Source organism: Kribbella sandramycini, assembly GCF_013131805.1.
Classification (GTDB): domain Bacteria; phylum Actinomycetota; class Actinomycetes; order Propionibacteriales; family Kribbellaceae; genus Kribbella; species Kribbella sandramycini.
In genome coordinates, this window is record NZ_JABJRC010000012.1 from 104,992 (window position 1) to 124,687 (window position 19,696).

Annotated in this window: 16 protein-coding genes; 7 read left to right on the forward strand and 9 right to left on the reverse strand. The window is 69.1% G+C overall.

What is annotated here, in order from left to right; translation table 11 throughout:
- Positions 1-5: 5 nt before the first annotated feature.
- Entirely contained in the window at positions 6-1,238 is a 1,233-nt protein-coding gene (locus tag HPO96_RS34870; RefSeq protein WP_171678740.1) for an MFS transporter, read from the reverse strand.
- A 596-nt stretch (positions 1,239-1,834) separates the two neighbouring features.
- On the opposite strand from HPO96_RS34870, the gene HPO96_RS34875 reads away from it, so the two are divergent.
- The gene (locus HPO96_RS34875) at positions 1,835-2,740 is read left to right on the forward strand and encodes a phosphotransferase family protein (RefSeq protein WP_202886782.1); all 906 of its coding nucleotides are present in this window, start codon (positions 1,835-1,837) and stop codon (positions 2,738-2,740) included.
- A gap of 19 nt (positions 2,741-2,759) precedes the next feature.
- Here the strand turns inward: HPO96_RS34875 and HPO96_RS34880 are convergent, their stop codons facing one another.
- The 5 genes from HPO96_RS34880 to HPO96_RS34900 all read right to left on the reverse strand — a co-directional run bounded on the left by HPO96_RS34880 (position 2,760) and on the right by HPO96_RS34900 (position 6,227).
- A complete protein-coding gene (locus HPO96_RS34880) occupies positions 2,760-3,236 on the reverse strand; it encodes a hypothetical protein (protein WP_171678742.1) in 477 nt (158 codons plus the stop codon).
- A gap of 84 nt (positions 3,237-3,320) precedes the next feature.
- Positions 3,321-4,250 (reverse strand): ankyrin repeat domain-containing protein, encoded by a 930-nt coding sequence (locus HPO96_RS34885; RefSeq protein ID WP_171678743.1) that lies wholly within the window; start codon positions 4,248-4,250, stop codon positions 3,321-3,323.
- 40 nt (positions 4,251-4,290) lie between these two features.
- Positions 4,291-4,902, reverse strand: a complete 612-nt coding sequence (locus HPO96_RS34890; RefSeq protein WP_238355840.1) for an alpha-ketoglutarate-dependent dioxygenase AlkB — start codon at positions 4,900-4,902, stop codon at positions 4,291-4,293.
- A gap of 118 nt (positions 4,903-5,020) precedes the next feature.
- Positions 5,021-5,419: a hypothetical protein gene (locus tag HPO96_RS34895; protein WP_171678744.1), complete on the reverse strand. Its 399-nt coding sequence runs from the start codon at positions 5,417-5,419 to the stop codon at positions 5,021-5,023.
- A gap of 31 nt (positions 5,420-5,450) precedes the next feature.
- A complete protein-coding gene (locus HPO96_RS34900) occupies positions 5,451-6,227 on the reverse strand; it encodes an alpha/beta fold hydrolase (protein ID WP_171678745.1) in 777 nt (258 codons plus the stop codon).
- Between the two features lie 232 nt (positions 6,228-6,459).
- Here HPO96_RS34900 and HPO96_RS34905 point away from each other — a divergent pair, with 232 nt between their 5' ends.
- Positions 6,460-7,170: a GbsR/MarR family transcriptional regulator gene (locus HPO96_RS34905; protein WP_171678746.1), complete on the forward strand. Its 711-nt coding sequence runs from the start codon at positions 6,460-6,462 to the stop codon at positions 7,168-7,170.
- Positions 7,171-7,173: 3 nt separating this feature from the next.
- Positions 7,174-8,496 (forward strand): amidohydrolase, encoded by a 1,323-nt coding sequence (locus tag HPO96_RS34910; protein ID WP_171678747.1) that lies wholly within the window; start codon positions 7,174-7,176, stop codon positions 8,494-8,496.
- Between the two features lie 57 nt (positions 8,497-8,553).
- Here the strand turns inward: HPO96_RS34910 and HPO96_RS34915 are convergent, their stop codons facing one another.
- The gene (locus tag HPO96_RS34915; protein ID WP_238355841.1) at positions 8,554-11,454 is read right to left on the reverse strand and encodes a S8 family serine peptidase; all 2,901 of its coding nucleotides are present in this window, start codon (positions 11,452-11,454) and stop codon (positions 8,554-8,556) included.
- A gap of 184 nt (positions 11,455-11,638) precedes the next feature.
- Complete coding sequence (locus HPO96_RS34920) at positions 11,639-13,321, reverse strand: glycoside hydrolase domain-containing protein (RefSeq protein WP_171678748.1); 1,683 nt, start codon at positions 13,319-13,321, stop codon at positions 11,639-11,641.
- A 411-nt stretch (positions 13,322-13,732) separates the two neighbouring features.
- On the opposite strand from HPO96_RS34920, the gene HPO96_RS34925 reads away from it, so the two are divergent.
- Complete coding sequence (locus HPO96_RS34925) at positions 13,733-14,416, forward strand: hypothetical protein (RefSeq protein ID WP_171678749.1); 684 nt, start codon at positions 13,733-13,735, stop codon at positions 14,414-14,416.
- Here HPO96_RS34925 and HPO96_RS34930 read toward each other — a convergent pair.
- Complete coding sequence (locus tag HPO96_RS34930) at positions 14,413-15,921, reverse strand: lectin (protein WP_171678750.1); 1,509 nt, start codon at positions 15,919-15,921, stop codon at positions 14,413-14,415. The genes HPO96_RS34925 and HPO96_RS34930 overlap by 4 nt on opposite strands.
- Before the next feature lie 164 nt (positions 15,922-16,085).
- Between HPO96_RS34930 and HPO96_RS34935 the strand changes: the two genes are divergently transcribed.
- From HPO96_RS34935 to HPO96_RS34945, 3 genes are all read left to right on the forward strand, one after another.
- Positions 16,086-17,354, forward strand: a complete 1,269-nt coding sequence (locus HPO96_RS34935; protein WP_337796933.1) for an ROK family transcriptional regulator — start codon at positions 16,086-16,088, stop codon at positions 17,352-17,354.
- Entirely contained in the window at positions 17,351-18,853 is a 1,503-nt protein-coding gene (locus HPO96_RS34940) for a sugar ABC transporter ATP-binding protein (RefSeq protein ID WP_202886784.1), read from the forward strand. Before HPO96_RS34935 ends, HPO96_RS34940 begins: the two co-directional genes overlap by 4 nt.
- Positions 18,850-19,696 (forward strand): ABC transporter permease (locus HPO96_RS34945; protein WP_337796934.1); only part of this gene is annotated, 847 nt, incomplete at its 3' end. The genes HPO96_RS34940 and HPO96_RS34945, both read left to right, overlap by 4 nt.

Here is a 19,696-nt window from a genome sequence, read left to right on the forward strand (position 1 = left end):
GCTCCTCAGACGCTCGCGACCGAACCGTCCACGCTGACGGCTCGCGTCCGCGCGGCCCATTTTACGGCGGGACCAGTCAGCGCACTGGTCCCCAGGAACAGTGCACCCACAGCGATCCAGCCGATCGGGCCCCACCCGAGGACGACCGTGGTGAGCAGCGCCGGGCCGAGCATCCGGGCGATCGCCGGGCCGGTGCCGAAGAAGCCCTGGTACTGCCCTTGCTTGTCGGCCGGGGCCAGCCCGAAGCTGATCTCCCAGGCGCCGGAGGCGGCCTTCATCTCGCCCAGCGTCAGCAGCGCCGATGCGACGACCACGGTCGCTGCCGCCGCCCAGCTGTTCATGTCCAGCGCGGTGACGGCGAACACTGCGCAGGCGCCCAGCATCGCGACGCCGCCGTACCGGATCGCGCGGGTGGCGGTCCGCAGATCACGGACGCCGCGGGCCACGCGAACCTGGAAGAACGTGACGCCGAGCGTGTTCACGATCATCAGCGAGGCGACGGCCCAGCTCGGCGCATCCGTCCGGGTGACGATCCAGAGCGGGCCGATCAGGCTGAGCAGCGGCATGAAGAGCAACATGATCGAGTTGAGCAGCGCGAGGACGGCGTACGGCCGGTCCCGCAGGACGGCGAGCCGCGGCTCCCCGGCGACGCGAACGCTGACCGCGACCCGCGGGACGCGGTGCAACAACCAGGCGGCGAGCAGGAAGCTCACGCCATCCAGCGCGAACACCGTCAGGTACGCCGCCTCCGTGTCGAACTTGAGCGCAACCCCGCCGGCCAACGCGCCAACCGCCAGCCCGCCGTTCACCGTCGCTTGCAGGAACGCCCGGATCCGCGTCCGCTCGGCCGGCGCGATCAGCCCGGCCAGCAACGCCTGCCGCGCCGCCGTCAGCCCGGTCTGGCTGCACGCATAGGCGATCGCCGCGATGACGAACAGCGGGAAGCTCCGCACGAACAAGAACGCCGACACCGACACCGCCGTACTCACCGCCAGCAGCACAGCGACCCCACGGGCGCCCCGCCGATCCGCCAGGTTCCCCAGCGGAACCCCAGCTAGGAACCCGACCAGCCAAGCCACCGTCAGCCCCAGCCCGACCTCAGCCTCCGACAACCCCACCACCCGCGTGAAGAACAACGCCGACGTCACCACGAACGCCCCGTCACCCACCGCATTGGCCAGCTGCGCCAACGCCAACCCACGCCCCGCCCCAGCTGCCGGCAACCACTTGCTGCTCATAACACCCTCCCTCTCTCGGTACCCCGAGCCTATTAACCAAGCGGCCCAGCCAGCAGATCCACTTCAAGCAACATCACATGGGCCAATTGCCCTCCGAAGCACGACCCACCCGCCCCCGGGAGCGACAGCCGTCCGGAGCCGAGCTGAGAGCACCACGGCGTTGCAAAGCAGCTGGCGGCTGGCGGCTGGCGGGGGAGGCCGAGCTGGCCAGCCACAACTCCGTAGCCGAGACCGGAGCCGCCGCAGGATGGCGAAGCCGCATCGGCGAGAGCCCCGACAGCTAGCTCGGCCGGCAGCGCCGTCACCGGGCCGATGGCGATGACCTCGCGGTCAGGCGATGAAAATGGCGGGCTCTGGGCGGGGGAGGTGGGCGCCGGGCAGGGGGAGATGGTCGGGTCGGGCAGGGGAAGGGTGGGCTCTGGGTAGGGGAGGTGGGCTCCGGGTGGGGGAAGTGGTCGGCCCCCGGGTGGGGGAAATGGCGGGCTGGGGGTAGGGGGGAGGTGCCATGATGCTGGGATGGGCTTGCGTGCGTCGACAGGCGGTTGCTGGCGATCAGTTGGCCGAGTGGCGTTTGGTTCTAGCTGATGAAGCCGGGCATGCGTCCTGAAGCCGCGTTGGTTGACGTGCTGGACGACGTCGTTGGTGTGGTCGGAACCGAGGTGACGCTGGTCGGTCGCCTCCCTGGAGGCTTTGATGTCGGCGCTTTGCGCGTTCAGCTGGCCGGACAGGCGTCTGCGGTGCTGAAGGCCTGGCCTCGAGTGCGGGCCAACCAGTTGGACGAGGCGCTGCGGACCCAGCGGGTGGTCGAGCACATGCGTGGGCGCGGTTACCCGACCCCGGCTTGCCTGGGCGTAGGAGCCACCACCGCCCATGTCTGGCATCTGATGGACTTCGTCGACGCGACTCCGGCACCGGAGCTGACTCCTTCCCTTGTCGGACAACTGATCGAGATCACCGAACTTCAGGCGGGCCAAGCCACCGAGCCGTATGACCACTGGTCGTATGCCTGGCGGCTCGCCACCGGCAAGGAATCCGGTCAGGACTTGGCCCCCAACCTGTCGAGGGCCGTCGCCGAGCTCCCCAGGCAGTCCTCCGCGGTGTCGTCCTTGGTCGATCGCGTGCGGCACGTCTGCGCCGACGCCCCGCCGCCACCCGAAGCACCCGACATGGTCCACGCCGATTTCAAGCCCGACAACGTCCTGGTTCGCAACGGAAGGGTGGTCGCAGTCGTGGATATCGGCAACGCCGGCAGCGGCACGCGAGCAACCGATCTGACCACCCTCCAGTGGCACACCTTCCAGACTCCGCAACTGGACGGCGCCCGAACGCGCTTACGGACCCGAATCCTCGAGCTGGTCGGCTGGGAAGCCGCTGCGGTCCTCACCGCGACGCAGATCCTCGTCCAGCTCGAATGGCCCATCCGCCACGGGAATCACGACGTCGTTCCAGCTGTCGTCGAACGAGCCCACCGAGCTCTCGACGAACTGATCGCCCTTCGTTGACCGACATCGAGCCGATGGGTCAGGCTGCGACCGCGGAGGCTGGGGTGGGTTGGTAGATGTGGTTGGCGGTGGCTATGTAGAAGCCGAGCAAAGGAACATCGGCGGCCCGGCAGATGGCGTTGGCGGCGGTGGCCCAGTCGGTGTCGAGGTCGGGGCAGGTTCTGGGGCCGGGGCGGCCCAGGGCGAGCAGGAGGCGCGTGCCGGGGGCGGTTTGAACGGCAGGGATCACCGGATCCATGGCGGTGAAGCAGAGCTGTCTGGTGTTGGCATGACAGCCGGCCGGTGGATCGAGGTCTTCGGTCAGGTGGGTGAATTCGCCGGGGAGTTCGAGGGAGATGGATGCCCGGAAATGGGCGTCGGGATCGCAGAGGATGGCGACGAGCGTGCCGCGGTGGCGGTCGCCCTGGGAGACGAACAGGTCAACCACATCGGCGGCGTGGCTGGGATCGGTGAGCGGGCGGTCGGTCCAGGTCGGGGTGAGATCGAGGAAGGCCATACCTAGAAGATGCCGCGATCCGCACCCCGGATCCGGGTTGTCCACAGGCCAATTCACTCCCGTCTGCCACCGGCCTCACTGACATCAGCCGATGCGGATCCAGGCATCCGGCGGCCCGGCGAGGGAGCGGTCGTCCTGGGGGCGCAGGCCGGCCACGGCGTAGCAGTACGCCACGGCGTGATTCTCGTAGAGGTAGTCGAACAGGACGTCGGGTTCGTCCTCCTCGGGCCCGCCGCCGGGATGAAGGTCCCACTCGAGCAGCTCCCCATCACGCGCGACGCTGCCCTGGTTTCCGCTCTTCGGGTTCGCATACATCGCGTAGCAGATCGTTCCCGCCGACAGCGCTGTGATCACGCCGGCCGACTGCGCCTCGAACATCCACGGCTGTGCCACCACGACACCACCGGGGACGTCGGTCACCCACATCGTCCGCTGCGACTCGGGGCCGTCCGGATCCTCGTCGATAGATGCCTTCAGCTGCTCGGGATCGCCGGTCAGTACCTCTGCCTTCAGTCGGCGAATCGCCTCCCCGGCGTCGATCGCACCCACGCAGGCCAGACTGAATCCATCCAGATCCGGCGACTGCAGAACGCCGCGGAGGCGCCGGGCCTCGGCAACCGCTGCCGACTGGCTCGGCGACAGCGACCCGCCGGCGCCGAACAGCTCGGGCTCCGCGGTCGCCAGCGACAGCCGCGCCGGCGACCAACCGGACATCATCGGCAGCCACGGATCCGCGCCGGCGTCAACGAGCGCACGGGCCGCGTCGAAACGGCCGGCAGCGACGGCCGCCCAGAGCGCAGAACGCCCCTGCGTCAACGCGTCGACCTCAGCGACCCGCCCGGCCAGCTCCGCGACCACTTCCACCGAGCCACGCTGAGCCGCCATATACAGCGGCGGCTCCCACCAACCGGGACCGCCCTGCGGATCGGCGCCGGCGTCGAGCCGCGCCCTGATCTCAGCAAGATCTGGGAAGTCGTACCAGTCCACACCGGCCCAGCCGTCATGCGCATTCACCGCGGAATCATCGCAGCCGCAAAGGCCATCCAGCAGGTGATCAGCGGACGCCGCGGGGGCGGAACTGGATGCTGATGCGGGGCCCGATACGCCCGGTGGCTTTGGGGATGGCGTGCTCCCAGGTGCGTTGGCACGAGCCGCCCATGACGATCAGATCCCCATGGCCCAAGGGATAGCGCACTGTCGAGCCGACCGGGCCGCTCATACTGCCGGGCCGGGGGCGGAGGGCGAGGACGCGTGGTTCGCCGACGGAGAGGATGGCGACCATGGTGTCTTCGGTGTTGCCGCGGCCGATCCGGTCGCCGTGCCAGGCGACGCTGTCGCGGCCGTCGCGGTAGAAGCACAGACCGGCGGTGCGGAACGGCTCGCCGAGCTCAGCGGCGTAGTACGCGCTCAGGGCGTCGCGAGCCGCATCCAGAATCGGGAGCGGCAGATCCTGACTTTCCTCGTAGAAGCAGAGCAGTCGCGGGACGTCGACGACCCGGTCGTACATCTGCCGGCGCTCCGCATACCAGGGCACGTCGCGCGCGAGCCGCTCGTACACCTGATCGGCCCCGCTCAGCCAGCCCGGCAGCACGTCGACCCAGGCTCCACGCCCCAGCTCCGCCCGCGTGACCCCGTCGAGTGACCCGAGCTCCGGATCCTCGAACATGTCCAGCAACGAGCCCTGAAGATCAGCACCTATGAGGCCACCATACATGAGATTCGAACACTTGTTCCCATGGCTTGCCGACCGGCTCACGCCCGCGAGCGTGAGCCGGCTGCCGGGGTCATGCGGCGTTCAGCGCGGCGGTGATCTTCTGCTCCATGTCGGCGGTGACCGGGCTGGGGGCGCCGAGGTGGAGCTGGGCGGCCTGGAGGGCGAGCGTGACGGTGTTGCGGAAGTTCTCGGCCTCGGCGGGGGAGTGCTCGGTGAGCAGCGTGACCGCCGCGGTGAGGGCCGGGAGGACCTGGTCGGCGAGCTCGGCGGTGGTCTTGCCGGTCAGGTGGATGTCGCGCGACTTCGCGGTCAGGACGTGACCGACCAGCCCGGTCGCGGAGGTGAGCGCAATGGTTCCGTGGCTGGAGACCTTGTGCGGCTTCGGGCTGGCCGCGGCCAGCAGGGAGACGGCGCCGTACGCCGCGGTGCGCAGGGTCTGCTTGTCGTGGTCGGTGAGCGTGCTGGTCATGATGGTTTCTCCTTCGTGAGTGGTGGTGAGATCAGTGCTGGGCAGCGGTCAGCGCGGCCACTTCGCGAACGGCGGCGGCGATTGCCGCGAAGTCCTTGCGGAGGATCTTCGAGTGATTGCTCGGCACCTTCGCGCTGATCAGGATGTTCGGGTTCCGCGCGAGGACCGGCTCGAGTGAGGCGCGGGCGGCCTCCATCTCCTCGTCGCCGCCGCCGAGGTTGCCACCGGTGGCCAGGACGTACCGGACCGGGCAGGTGACCTGGTCGAGAACCGGTGCGATCGCGTCGACGATCGCGTTGATCTCGATGTTCACCTCGGCGTGCTCGGCCGCCGACATCCGGGCCGCCATCCCGAACGGCCGGACCAGCGGCAGCAGGAACCGCATCTTGTGGAAGAGCTGCCGGATCCGCTCCTCGCCCTCCGCGCCGGTCAGCCCGTACGGCATCGCGCCATCGACGCAGACGACGCCGCCGACCCGGTCGGCGTTCCGCGCCGCCCAGTGCGCCGCGGTGGTTGCGCCGTACGACCAGCCGACCAGGATCGGCCGCTCGGCGCCGGTTGCCGCCAGGACGGCATCGACATCGCGGAGGCAGGCCTCGAACGAGTAGTCGGCCGACTGCTTCGACTTGCCGCGGGCGCGCTCGTCGAACGTGATGTGCCGGAACCCGTCGCCGAGCTCGGTGACGACGCGCCGCCAGTGCGACTGGTCGGCGTATGCGCCGTTCAGGTAGACGACGGCCGGACCGCTGCCGCCGGTGTCGGCGGCCGCCAGTGCGGTGTCGTCGACGGGGATCGTCAGCTGCGCCATGGCAAGCTCCTCAAGTTTGTTTGCGAATCTCCGAACAACGAGAACAGTACGTTGCGTTTAGAGATCAGTCAACACATATGCGAAGGCAAAACCCTATGAGGCAAGCGTGAAACCAAGATGCATTGCAATGATCCTGAGAGTAAATGCAATGCTGACCGAGATCTTGCATTGCAATGAGCTGGGAGTGAATGCATACTGGGCCGGACGACCGACGACGAGGAGGCCGGCGCGGATGCCCGGAGGCAGACTCACCCAGGACGACCGGCGGCAGATCGCCGCGGGTCTGGCCGCGGGGCTCGGGTACGCCGAGCTCGGCCGCCGGCTCGACCGGCCGGCGTCGACGATCATGCGCGAGGTCACCCGCAACGGCGGTCCGGCCGGGTACGCCGCCGATCGCGCCGATGCCGACACCCGCGACCGGGCCCGACGGCAGAAGCAGGCGCCGGTCGTCGCCCCGCCGATCATGGCCGACGAGTACGGGCGCGACCCGGAGGCGGTCCGCGGTGTCGCGGAGTCCTTCACCGAGCTGCTGATCGCCCAGGGGCTGCCCAAGATGGAGGCGCGCGTCCTGACCTGCCTCTATCTCACCGACTCCGGCACGCTCACCGCCGGCGACCTCGTCCAGCGCCTCCGCGTCAGCCCCGCCTCGATCTCGCACGCGATCGCTTTCCTCGAGCAGCAAGGGATTCTGCGCCGCGAGCGCGACCCGGGCGAGCGCCGCGAGCGGTACGTCGTCGACGACGAGATCTGGCTGCGCAGCGTCCTCGCCTCCGTCCAGATGAACAACGCCCTGGCCGCCCAGTCCCGCCATGCCGCCGAAGTCCTCGGCCCGGACACCCCGGCCGGCGTGCGCTTCGGCGCCTCCGCCGAGCTCCTCGACCTGGTCAGCGAAGGACTGCAGCAAGCCATGGAGAAATGGCGCGAACGCCTCACCTACCGTTGACCCATGCTGATCCAGAACGTCGACGTCCTGGTCGTCCCCGAAGCAGGGGAGTGCACGGTCGAGACGGCCCAGGACATCCACCTGGATGACACCCGGATCACCGCGGTGGTCCCGACCGGGAACCGCCCAGGCGCAGGCGAGGTCATCGACGGGCGCGGGCTGCTGGCTGTTCCAGGCCTGATCAACTCGCACACGCACAGCCCGATGGTGCTGATGCGCGGCGCCGCCGAGGACCTCTCGATCGACGACTGGTTCAACCGGCGGATCTGGCCGATGGAGGTCAACCTGACGCCGGAGCGCGTCCGGGCCGGCGCCCGGCTGGCATGTGCCGAGATGCTCCTCGGCGGCGTGACGACGTTCGTCGACCACTACTTCCACGCCGACCAGATCGCCCAGGCCGCCATCGAGTCCGGTATCCGCGCCGACCTCGCCCCGACGTACTTCTCCTCACTGGGCGCCGAAGGTATCGACGCCGCCATCGCGACCACCCGCGAGCTCGCCACGCTGCATCCGCGGATCACAGCCGGCCTGGGCCCGCATGCGACCTACACAGTCTCGGACGACGACCTCCGCCGGACTGCGGACGTCGCCCGCGCGGACGGACTCCGAATCCACCTGCACGCGGCCGAATCCGACGACCAGACCCAGGCCTCGCTCGACAAACACCAGGCGACCCCGATCGAGATCCTCGACCGGACGGGCGTTCTGGACGCCGGAGCCCTGATCGCGCACGGCTGCGGTATCCGCGCCGCCGATCTGCCGATCCTCGAACGCCATGCCGGCCGGACGACGGTCGCCACCTGCCCGAAGGTCTACCTGAAGCTCGCGATGGGCGAGGTCACCCCGATCAAGCAACTCCAGGCCGCCAAGATCCGGGTCGGGATCGGGACCGACGGCGCCGCCGTGCACAACACACTCGACGTCTGGGAGGCGATCCGCCTGGTCGCCCTGACCCAGAAGCACCGCGAAGACGATGCCGAGTGGATGACCCTGTCCGACACCATCCGGCTGGCGACCCGCGGCAGTGCGGCCGCGGCCAACCAGCCCGACACGCTCGGCGCTCTGGAGCCGGGCCGGCAGGCCGACATCGCTCTCCTCGACCTCTCCGGGCCGCACAATCAGCCCCTGCACGACCCACGCGCAGCGCTCGTCTACTCGGTCCGCCCGAGCGACGTCACCACAGTCCTGGTCGCCGGTCAGGTCGTCGTCCGCGACCGGCAGCTGACCACGCTCGACCTGGCGGAAACGCTGGCCGAAGCCAGAGCGATCGCCCATACACTGACCGACCTTTCCCGCGGCGGTGCCGTCCAGCACTACAACCCGTGAAACGACAGCACGCCCCGGCCGCAGTGGCCGGGGCGTGCTGTTGGTGGAGCTAACGCATCAGGTGATGGTCAGCGTCCGGATGGCGCTGTAGGCCAGGGTGTGGTCGCCGTCGCTCGGGAAGTAGACCCGGTAGGCGATCTTGCCCTTCGCGGTCGGCTTGATGCCGAACGCGTAGCCGCCGGTCGAGCTCAGCTTGACCGAGGCGGCCGCCGTCCACGTCTTGCCGACCAGCCGCTGCAGCTGCACCGACTTGCCGCTGTGCGCGGGGGCGACGACGCCGCTGAGCTTGGTCGAGCTGCCCAGCTTGATCGACGACGGCGACAGCGTCGACGAGATGGTCGGCGTGACCAGGACGGTGATGTCGTTGGTCCGCGTGCCCATCAGGTCGCCGTTACCGGGGAACGTCAGCATGTAGACGGCCGAGTACGGCGGCTTGAACGCGTAGCTGACCGTGCCGGTCGACGACGAGCCCAGGCTCTTCAGCAGCTTGAAGGTCGTCCCGTTGACCGGCCGGTAGTAGATGTTCTGCGGCAGCCCCGGGTAGGCCTTCTTGTTGATGTCGAGCGTGCTGCCCTTCAGCGTGATCGTGCCGCCGTAGTTCAGCTTGGTCGACGTGGTCGAGATCCCCGACTTCGCCCCGACCAGCTGGGTGCCCTTACCGGCGCTCAGCTTGCCGCTGCGGTCCTTGACCCAGGCCACGTAGGTGTACGTCGCGCCCTGCGGCAGACCGACGTTCTGGAAGCTGGACGCCGTACCCGAGTAGACGACCGTACCGGTGGTCGGCGTCGGGTACTTGCCGCCGGTGTTGCGCCGGACGACGATCTGGTCCAGGTCGGCGAGCGCCGGGATCTTCCAGCCCAGGTTGGCCTTCTGGAACGACCCGCTCGCGTCGAACGTCTCCAGCGCCGGCGGCGCCAGGTCGACGGTCGTGAACACGCTGCTGAACTCCGGCATCGGAATCGGCGCACTCATTTCGTGCACGCCGTTGACGATGATCCGGTACGTCACGTTGTCGAACAGCGGAGCCGTCGGCGTCAGGCCCGCAGTCTTGGTCGCGTCCGTGTAGTCGACAGTCGCTGCCACCGCGGCACCGGTCTTGGCGTTGACCAGCCGGACCGTCGTCGCCGACACCGTGGCCGCCTCGGCGCCGCGAGCGAACGTGATCGACGGCTTCACCGCGACAGCCACTCCGGCCGCCCTGTCCGCCGGCTGCGCGTCGAACGCGGTGTAGTCCGTGGCGGGCGTCGCACCGCCCGTTCCGGCCTCGGTCACGCTGACCGAGTACGTGCGGCCGTCCCGCGAGCCGTTGGAGTTCCGGACGGCGATGTAAACGTCGCCGGCCGGCGCGCTGACATTCGCCGTAGCGGTCAGCGGCCCCCACAGCGGGTTGCCGTCGGGGTCGATCTGCGGGAACGGGTTCTCCGCCGAGCCGATCGACTGCAGCAAGCTGTTGTAGACATCGACCCGCGGCGCGAAGTTCAGCATCTGCGCCGACTCGTCGAACCGGGGACCGGTCACCGACACCCGCAGATTGCGCGTCGCGGCTGCACCGCTCACCTTGAACCAGTCCACGTCACCCTCGACGATCGCCGACCCGCTACCACTGGTGTTGATCGCGGTCGCCCGCGCCGGCTGGTCGTTGCCGTCGACGCCGGCCGCGGCGAAGTCCGTCGTGAACCGGCCGCCGAGCGCGCCGTACGCGTCCAGGATGCCCGCGCCGTAGTACGGGTCGTTGCCCCGGGCGCCGGCGTCCCGCGCGGTGCTCTTCAGCCGCGCCGCGACCTGAGCCGGCGTGTACGTCGGCCACTTGTTCTTCACCATCGCCGCCACTCCGGCCACGATCGGGGCCGAGCACGACGTACCGGTGCAGGACCAGACCGGGTCGTCGCCCGGGTCCGTGAACGCCCGCGAGCCGGTGGTCAGGATCCGGTAGCCCGGAGCCGCGATGTCGACCCAGTCGCCGTAGCTGCTGAAGCTCGTCAGCGCGCCGCCGTGCTCGGTCGCGCCGACCGCGATGACCTCCGGGTACGACGCCGGGTAGCGCAGCTCGCCGCCGCCGTTGTTACCGGAGGAGGCGACGATCACGACGCCCTTGGCGTACGCGCGCTTGATCGCCTCGTGCAGCAGCGTGCCGTCCTCGACGGCGCTGCCGAAGGACATGTTCACGACCTTGGCGCCGTGCGCGACCGCCCAGTCGAGACCCTCGATGATGTCCTGGTCGTAGCCCTGGCCGAGGCTGTTCAGCACCTTGACCGGCATCGCCTTGGCGTTCCAGCCGATCCCCGCGGTGCCGATCTGGTTGTTGGCGCCGGCCGCGATGATGCCGAGCGTCATCGTGCCGTGGCCCTCGTCGTCGGTCGGGTTGTTCGGCCGGGCCGGCGACAGGGCGTTGAAGCCCTGGACCAGGTGGCCGGCCAGATCCGGGTGGCCGAGGTCGACGCCGGTGTCCAGCACGGCGACGATCTGGCTGCCGTTGGTCTTCGACAGATCCCACGCCTGCGGCATCCGGATGGTGTTCATCGCGTTCGCCTGACCCCAGCCCGGTGCGTACATCGGGTAGTAGAGGTCGTTCGGCACGGCGTCCGCCGTCCGGACGTAGTTGAGCTGGGCGACCTCGACGGCCGGGTCGGCCTTGACCTTCTTCAGCAGCTCCGGCGCGGCGGTGTCGCCGGTGATCCGGACGGTCGAGTTTGAGACGGAGTCCTCGGTGGTGGTCCGGTACTTCGAGAGCACGGCCTTGCGCTTCGAGGTGGTCGCGGACTTCTTGAACTTGACGACGACGGCATTGGGCTCGTACGCCGGCTTACCGACCGGCAGGTGCCGGTTCTTGAACGGCGGCTCGTACGCCTTGGGTTCTTCGGCGGCGGAGCCGGACGAGCTGGTCAGCACGACCAGCGAGCCTGCGATGAGCGCCGCTGGGACGGCCACGCGCAGCAAGTGGGCAGGGCGGAACTTCAAGAGGACCCCCCCAAGGGTCTCAGAGTGACAGTGGCCGGAGTATTGCAGAATTACGGTCCACTCCGCTTCTCCGGGCCTGATGTCAAAAGCTGCAAACGCAATGCCGCACAGGTGTAAAGCCGAACGGACCGGGAAAAGTTGCTTTCCCGGTCCGTCCGATCGCCGACGGTGAGTGAATTGCCGGTTACACGGGGCTGAAGTACCAGCGCTGGCAGGAGCCGCCGTGGAAGGGCCAGATAATGACGTCGGCGCCGCGGGCGGCCGAGCAGCCGGCCACGTCGAGGGAGTCGCCGGAGGCGGTGCCGATGATCTTGTAGGCGCCGCCGATGATCGGCTCGATGGACCAGGTCTGGCAGGCCTGGCCGTTGTCGTCCCACAGGTCGACGGGAGTGGCGTCGGCGGTGCCGCAACCGGCCACCTGGAGGGGTTTGCCGGTGTTGCCGTCGATGATCTTGAACGTGTTGCCGCTGGTGCGGACGACGTTCCACTTCTGGCACGGGCTGGTCAGGATCCGGTCCCACATCCGGACATTCGCCCCGTTCTGGGACTGGCAGTCCTGGACGTCGAGGTCGAAACCGCCGACCTCGGCCTTGATTCGATAGGAGCCGTTCTGCATCGGCGGCGGCGGGTCGCCGGCGACGTCGACGAAGTTGCTGTCGATGTTGATCGTGACGCCGCCGTGGGTCTCGTTGTGGTCACCGATGTACTGGTGCACGCGCTGGTGGTTCGAGAACGCGCTGGCCGGGAAGTACGTTCCGCTGTCGGTGTCGGCGCGGTTGTTCCACCAGGCGAACCACAGGTGGTCCGGCACCAGCCAGCGGGGGTTGCCGGCCGCGTTGGCCAGGTCGCGGCCGCCGGACGAGGCGCTGCTGTAAACGCCGCTGAGATACCCGAGAGAGCGCAATCTCTCGGTCCAGCCGGTGACGTAGGACAGCACCGAGTCCCGGCAGGCGATATTGCTGCTGTTGTAGTTCTCGATATCGGAGTAGAGCGCGCTCCCCGGGGCGAGCCCGAGGTTCTGCGCCGCCTGCGCCGCGGCGCCCGCCGCGTCCCAGCCCTGATTGCGGGCCACGGCGAGGTCGAGGGACATCTTCCGGCTGTAGCTGGTGCAGTTGGCCTGCAGACCGACGTCGATCGGGAGGAACGTCCAGCCATTGTTGGCGTTCGACGTGATCCAGGACGCGGTCAGGTTGCCCTGTGCACAGGCCCGCGACGCACCGCTGATGTAGATGCCGACCGCCTTGAACGGCGAGGCCTTCCACGCGTTCATGGCACCCAGCGACGGCGCCGCACAGGCGTCGAAGGCGCGCTGGTTGATCAAGGTGCCAGGGGCAACGACCGTCGCGGCCGGCGCCACCGCGGCGGCCTTCGGCGCCACGAGTTTCGACGCCTTCGCCTTCGACGTCACCACCCCGCGGTCGAGGATCCGGCGGACGGACGCCTCGTCCTCGGCCGAGCTGTGGACGGCGGTCACCAGGACGCCGGCGTCCTCGACGCCGACCTGGATCTGGTTGTCGGCGGACGGCGCTGCCGCGGCCGCCGAGCTGGTACGAGCGGCCACCGCGGCCGATCGGGGTGCGGAACCGGCCAGCGGTTCCAGGATCAGGCCGGCGGTGCGGCCGACCAGGTGGGCGGGGCAGTTCTGCTGTGCGGCGGGCGTGCCGAGATAGACGGCCGGCCGGTCGAAACGCACGCAGGCCGTTGGATCCTCGGCCAGGTCGACGACCGCCCAGGACTTCGGGACGGCGACCTGATAGCCCTGATAGGTGATGGTCCGTTCGCCGGGCGCGGCCTGCGCCGGACCGACGACGGTCGCAGCGCCGAGCGCGAGCACGGCGCTTGTGATGACTGCGAGAGATCGATACATGACGCGTCCTCCGGGGCGGGGATGGCGGTAAATCGATGTAGACAGTCGACCGCCGGGCCCGGGGGAACTCAACCCTTTCGATCGAGACGACACGTTCCTTCGATCAGGGCGACAAGGTGCGGCGCAGGCCGAAGGGGACCGGCGTCCTGACCCGTTGTCACCGTCAATCACCGAGCGTTCGGAAATGTTAAAGCGGCGTTGAGGAATTTCCCGGCTGTGATTGCCGGGCGCCCGGACCGGGAACCAGGGAAGGTCTGGGGCGGCGATTCGTTGCGCAGTGCAAAGGGCGCAGAGCGTTGGGTGACGCTCGGTGATTTCCTCTGGCTGAACCGGCGATGACGTGGGACGATCGGCCACCGAAGCACAACAGGGGGCGGGCATGGCGCAAGCCAGGCACAGGAGTGAGGCTGCATGAACGGGCGGACAGCGCAGGATAGCCGGCCCGGGGCCGACGACACCGTGGAACCGAACGGTCGTCCTCGCCTCCAGCGGGCGGCCGCGGAAACGAAGCCACCGGCCGCTGAGCGGCCGGTTGCCGGGCCGGACGCGGGGGAGACGCCCCCGGAGCCGCACTGGTCGGAGCGGCCGATCGGGCGCGTCGAGGTGCCGGCGCTGGGCGAGTTCAGTACGCCGGTCCGCGTCGACGAGATCGCGGTCGCCGCGATGTCGCTGTCGGAGAACCTGGAGGCGGCCACCCGCGGCATGCCGGAGTCCGTTGCCCTGCGGGAGTTCCGCCGCGAGCTCGACCAGGCGGCCAGCACCTTCCGCACCCTGGCCGGCAAACTCGAGGCGACTGCGGGCAGCCTGGTCCGCCTCGCCGCGAACGACGGCGAGACCTGCGGCGTCGGCTGGGGCGTCTGCCCCGACCACGGCCTCACGCTGATGAACGTCGGCGAGACCGTCAGCTGTCACATCCTCGGCTGCAACCAGACCAACGAAGGCGCCGTCGAGCGGTGCAAGCATCCGGTCGCCTACCGCGTCGTGGACGCCGCGGGCCCGGCGCTGCTCACCTGCGCCGGGCACGCGATCGCCTGCCGTCTCTACCTGGAGAACCCGGTCATCACCGCCGCCGGGGACAGCATGGAGTTGTTCTAGGTAATCCGGCAGGACGTCAACTGGTCATTGGCGTTCGGGGTCAGCACGACGAAGTTCGGCGTGTCCGCCGTCCGCGCCCAGGACTGGCCGCCGAAGTTGTCCTCGGCAAAGATCGTGACGGTCCAGCCGGCCGGCACCTTGACCGACGACGCCCAGTTGTCCTGCACCCCTGCGGCCACCAGTTGCGCACGGGTGTAGTTGCCCTTGGCAAGCAGCGAGGAGGCCGCGCCGCCGTAGTCGATGTGCTCGTAGAACGTCACGCCGCCGACCGGACCCTGACCGGGCCACGGCACCGTCGGACGCGTTGCGGTCAAGGGGATCTGGCCCTTGAACATCCGGCCGCCGTCGTTGGTGAGCCGCAGGTAGTAGTCCGACGTACAGGCCGTGCCGTCCTCGTCGAGGGCGCGGATGTTCGACCCGTTCGGCACCCAGGCGGACGTCTCCGCGGTCTTGGCGATCTGGTTGCCCTCGTTGTACTCGTCGAACATCGAGATGTAGAGCCCTTGGACGCCGACCCGTGTGAGGTTGTAGAACTGCCGCCACATCAGATCGCCGTGCCGCCGGTGCCCGGACTGCAGATCACCGGGGATCACGCACGGCTGGTAGTCGATCCCATGGGCGTTGCAGTCGGCCTGGTCCTGCTGATTCACGTTGTTGTAGTAGTGATCCGCGCCCGCGACGTCCTGGATCCGGCCGACCATCCACGGCGAGAGCATGTTGAACGCGTGGTAGACATCGAGGTATCCGGCCCGCGAGTCCTCGACGCCGCGCCGCCAGTGCGTCGGCACGCCGCCGATCACGTACAGGCCCTGATTCTTGAACCAGTTCACGACATCCAGGCAGACCGAGGCCGGCCAGGCCTTGTTCGGCTCGTTGAAACCGAAGCCCCAGATGCAGATCACGGGTTTGCCGTTCTGTCGCGCGTACGCCGGTGACGACGTGTACGCGCTCATCTTGTTGATCCAGTCGGTCTTCATCTCCGACTGCATGTTCGCCCAGTCCGTGGCGTCGTACATGATGTAGAACTTCCGCCCGTACTGCTCGGCGGCCTGGCGGACCTTGACGGCCATCGCGTCCCGGGTCGGCCCTTCGCCGCCGGTCGGGTTGAACCGCTGCAGGGCGGCCGTGTCGCAGCCGTTGGCCTGCATCCACTGGAAATGCGTGTTGACGGTCTGCTGGTCGTACGACGAGAACAGCCGCGCGGGCTGGCCGTTGCCGAGGTTCGAGTACGCCGTCTGGTACGTCGCGGTGTAGTCGCGGACGTCGGGCCAGCTGACGATCGCGGTGTTACTGGGAGATGGCGGCTGGCCCCAGTTGTGGCTCCAGTGCCACCAGCCGTTGATCGGGGCGCCGTCGCCGGCGCAAGCGAACCAGCCCTGGTAGCCGACGGTCACCTTGCCGACGACGTCACCGGGTGGACTGGCCGCGAAACTGAACTGGGGCAGGGATCCGGCCACCGCGGTCGCGGCCGTGGTGGCGAGCAGGGTACGACGGGAGAGTCTCATGGGCGGTCTCCTGGGAGGGCGGAGAGTAGCAAATTGTGAACAGGGTGTTGCAAGAAATCGATCGTGACAACCCCTTGACGGTAATCTCGCGGAAACTTAGTTTGTTGGCTCAACAGACAAAGTCTGTGACTGGGCTCACAGCGTAGAGGGTGGGGTGGGGCGAGGTGACACTGACCGAAGGGCGTCGTCCCGGGGATCGCGCGGTCGCCGCCGACCACGTCTCGCTGCGCCGGAACAACCTGTCCGTGGTGCTCCGGCACATCCGCGAGTCCGGCCCGAAGTCCCGGGCCCGGATCGCCGCCGACACCGGTCTGAACAAGGCGACCGTGAGCAGCCTGGTCGCCGAGCTGGTCGAGCGCGGCCTGCTCCGCGAAGGCTCCGCCGACTCAAGCCGCGCCCTCGGCCGTCCCGGCCAGCTGGTCGAGCTCGACGGCAGTGGCGTCTGCGGCGTCGGCGCCGAGATCAACGTCGACTATCTCGCCGTCACCGCCCTCGACCTGTCCGGTGAGCCCGTCCTGGAGCGTCGTGTCCCGGTCGACGTCGCACACCTCGACCCCGGCGCGACGCTGGACCGGTTGACCGAGCTGATCCGCGAGGCGATCGCGGCCGTCGACGCCCGGAACGGGCAGCTCGCCGGCGTCACCCTCGCCGTCCCGGGCCTCGTGCAGGACGAGGGCACGCTGAGCCTGGCTCCGAACCTCGGCTGGGGGCCGGTCGCGGTCGCCGACGAGATGCGCGCGCGGCTCGACGACCCGGCGTACCCGCTGCTGATCGACAACGAGGCGAACCTCGCGGCTCTGGCGGCGTACTCCGAACTGCGGCAGGACGGCCCGGTGCAGGATCTCGTGCTGCTCACCGGCGCGGTCGGCGTCGGCGGCGGCATGGTGTCGAACGGGCACTTGCTGCGCGGCGGCCGCGGCTACAGCGGTGAGGTCGGGCACATGCCGGTCGCGCCGCCCGGGCGGACGTGCGGCTGCGGACGGACCGGCTGCTGGGAGACCGTCGTCGGGTTGAGCGCACTGTTGCATCAGGCAACGGATGTCGACGACCCGGTCCGGGACCCGTCGCTGGACGTCGAGCAGCGGCTGGCCGGGATCACCCAGCGGGCCGAGGCGGGGGACGCGCGGACGCTGGCCGCACTCGGGGACGTCGGCGCCTGGCTGGGGATCGGGGGCGCGATCCTGGTCAACATCCTGAACCCGGACGTACTCGTCCTCGGCGGGTACTTCGCCGCCCTCGGCCCGTGGCTGAAGGAGCCGCTGGAGATCGCGATCCGCGATCGCGTGATCGCGCCGGACGGCGGCGGCTGCCGGGTGGTCCGCTCGGAACTCGGCTTCGCGGCCGCGGTCCGCGGCGGCGCCCAGATCGCACTCGACCAGGTGTTCGTCGACCCGACCGTGATCGGCCGGGCTGATCAGGGGGTTGCGCAATGACGGATCTGCTCACGATGACGGGGATCGTCAAGGAGTTCCCCGGCGTCCGGGCACTCGACGGCGTCGATCTGGACGTCCGGGCCGGCGAGGTGCACTGCCTGCTCGGCCAGAACGGCGCCGGTAAGTCGACGCTGATCCGCGTCCTGACCGGGGCCCATCAGCCCGATGCCGGCACGATCCGGATCAACGGCGACGAGGTCCAGCTGAACAGCCCGACCGCCGCCATCGACCGCGGGATCGCCGCGATCTACCAAGAGCTCGACCTGGTGCCCGGCCTCTCGGTCGCGGAGAACATCTTCCTCGGCCACGAGCCGTCGTCCTTCGGGTTCAGCCGCCGGCACGAGGCGAACACGCGGGCCCGGGAGATCCTCGAGGGCCTCGGCCACGGCGAGATCCCGGTCCAGCGCGAGGTCGGCTCGCTGCCCGCCGCGGGCCAGCAGGTCGTGAGCATGGCGAGAGCGCTCTCCCGTGACGCGCACCTGATCGTGATGGACGAGCCGTCCGCCGTCCTCGACCCGGAAGAGGTCGCGAACCTGTTCCGGGTGATCCGCGGCCTGACCGCGCGCGGCGTCGCCGTCGTCTACATCTCGCACCGGCTCGAAGAGATCCGCGAGATCGGCGACCGCGTCACCGTCCTCAAGGACGGCGCCACCGTCTCGACCGGCCTGCACGCCCGCGAGACCCCGACCCAGGAGCTGATCCGGCTGATGACCGGCCGATCGATCGAGTACGTCTTCCCGCCCCGGCAGGAGGTCCTGACCACCGCCCCGACCGTCCTGGCCGTCGACGGCCTGAGCCGCCCCGGAGAGTTCGCCGACATCTCGTTCGAGGTGCGCGCCGGGGAGATCCTCGGCCTGGCCGGGCTGGTCGGCTCGGGCCGCTCCGAGATTCTGGAGACCGTGTACGGCGCCCGCCGGCCGACGACCGGATCCGTCCAGGTCGACGGCAAACAGCTCCGACCCGGCCGGGTCCAAGCCGCGGTCGCGGCCGGCGTCGGCCTCGCCCCCGAAGAACGCAAGAGCCAGGCGCTGCTGATGGACGAGGCCGTCTTCAAGAACATCACCGTCTCGACCATGGGCCGCTTCGCGAGCGCCGGCTTCCTGAACAGCCGCGCCGAACGGGACGCCGCCGCCGAACTCGCCGAATCCCTCGACGTCCGGCCGGCCGGCGTCGAGCGCCCGGTCCGCAACCTGTCCGGCGGCAACCAGCAGAAGGTCGTCCTGGCCCGCTGGCTGCTCCGCGACTGCCGCGTCCTCCTCCTCGACGAGCCGACCCGCGGCGTCGATGTCGGAGCCCGCTCCGAGATCTACGCCTTGGTCCGAAAGCTCGCCGCGAGCGGAGTCGCCATCGTCCTGGTCTCCAGCGAGGTGGAAGAAGTACTCGGTCTGGCCGACCGGGTGATCGTCATGCGGGAGGGGCGAGCCGTCCACACGGGGCCCGCGCAAGACATCGACGAGCACCGGGTCCTCGACCTGGTGATGGAAGGAAGCCCAGCGTGAGTGAGGAAGTGAGAAGTGCAGCGCCTTCGCAGGCGACTGTCGATCCGCCGGCAGTCCAAGATTCCGCCACATCGCCGCGGCCGGCCGTCGGCAATCTGCTGAAGACCGGAGCGGGCCGCAACCTCGGTCTGGTCGTGGCGCTGGTGTTGTTGTGTGTCGTCGGGGTCGTGACGGCGGGGGACACGTTTGCGACCGGCGCGAATGTGCTGACGATTCTGCGGCTGGCCGCTGTGATCGGCGTGGTGAGTATCGGGATGACGTTCGTGATCACCGGCGGCGGGATCGACTTGTCGGTCGGTGCGATGGTTGCGCTGGCGTCGGTGTGGGCGACCACGTTGGCCACGCAGCAGTTGGCCAATGACTTCGGCTGGTTCTTCATGGTCAGCACGGCGCTGCTGGTGGGCGCCGCGTGTGGCCTGGTGAACGGGTTGCTTGTTGCCTACGGCAAGGTGGTGCCGTTCATCGCGACGCTGGCGATGCTGGCCGGCGCTCGCGGTCTGGCCGAGATCATCTCGGACCGGCGGACGCAGATCGTGTCGAACAACTCCTTTGTCGACTTCTTCGGGGGTTCGCTGATCGGCGTCCCGGTTCTGGTCTGGATCTTCCTGCTGGTCGCCGCGGTTGGCTGGGTGGTGCTGAATCGGACGACGTTCGGTCGCCGGACGTTCGCGGTCGGCGGTAACGCCGAGGCGGCTCGCCTGGCCGGGATCAAGGTGCAGCGGCACACGGTCGCGCTCTACGTGCTGGCCGGGTTGTGCTGTGGGATCGCGGCCGTGATGTTGATGGCGCGGACGACGACGGGCAGCTCGACGCACGGTCAGTTGTACGAGCTGGACGCGATCG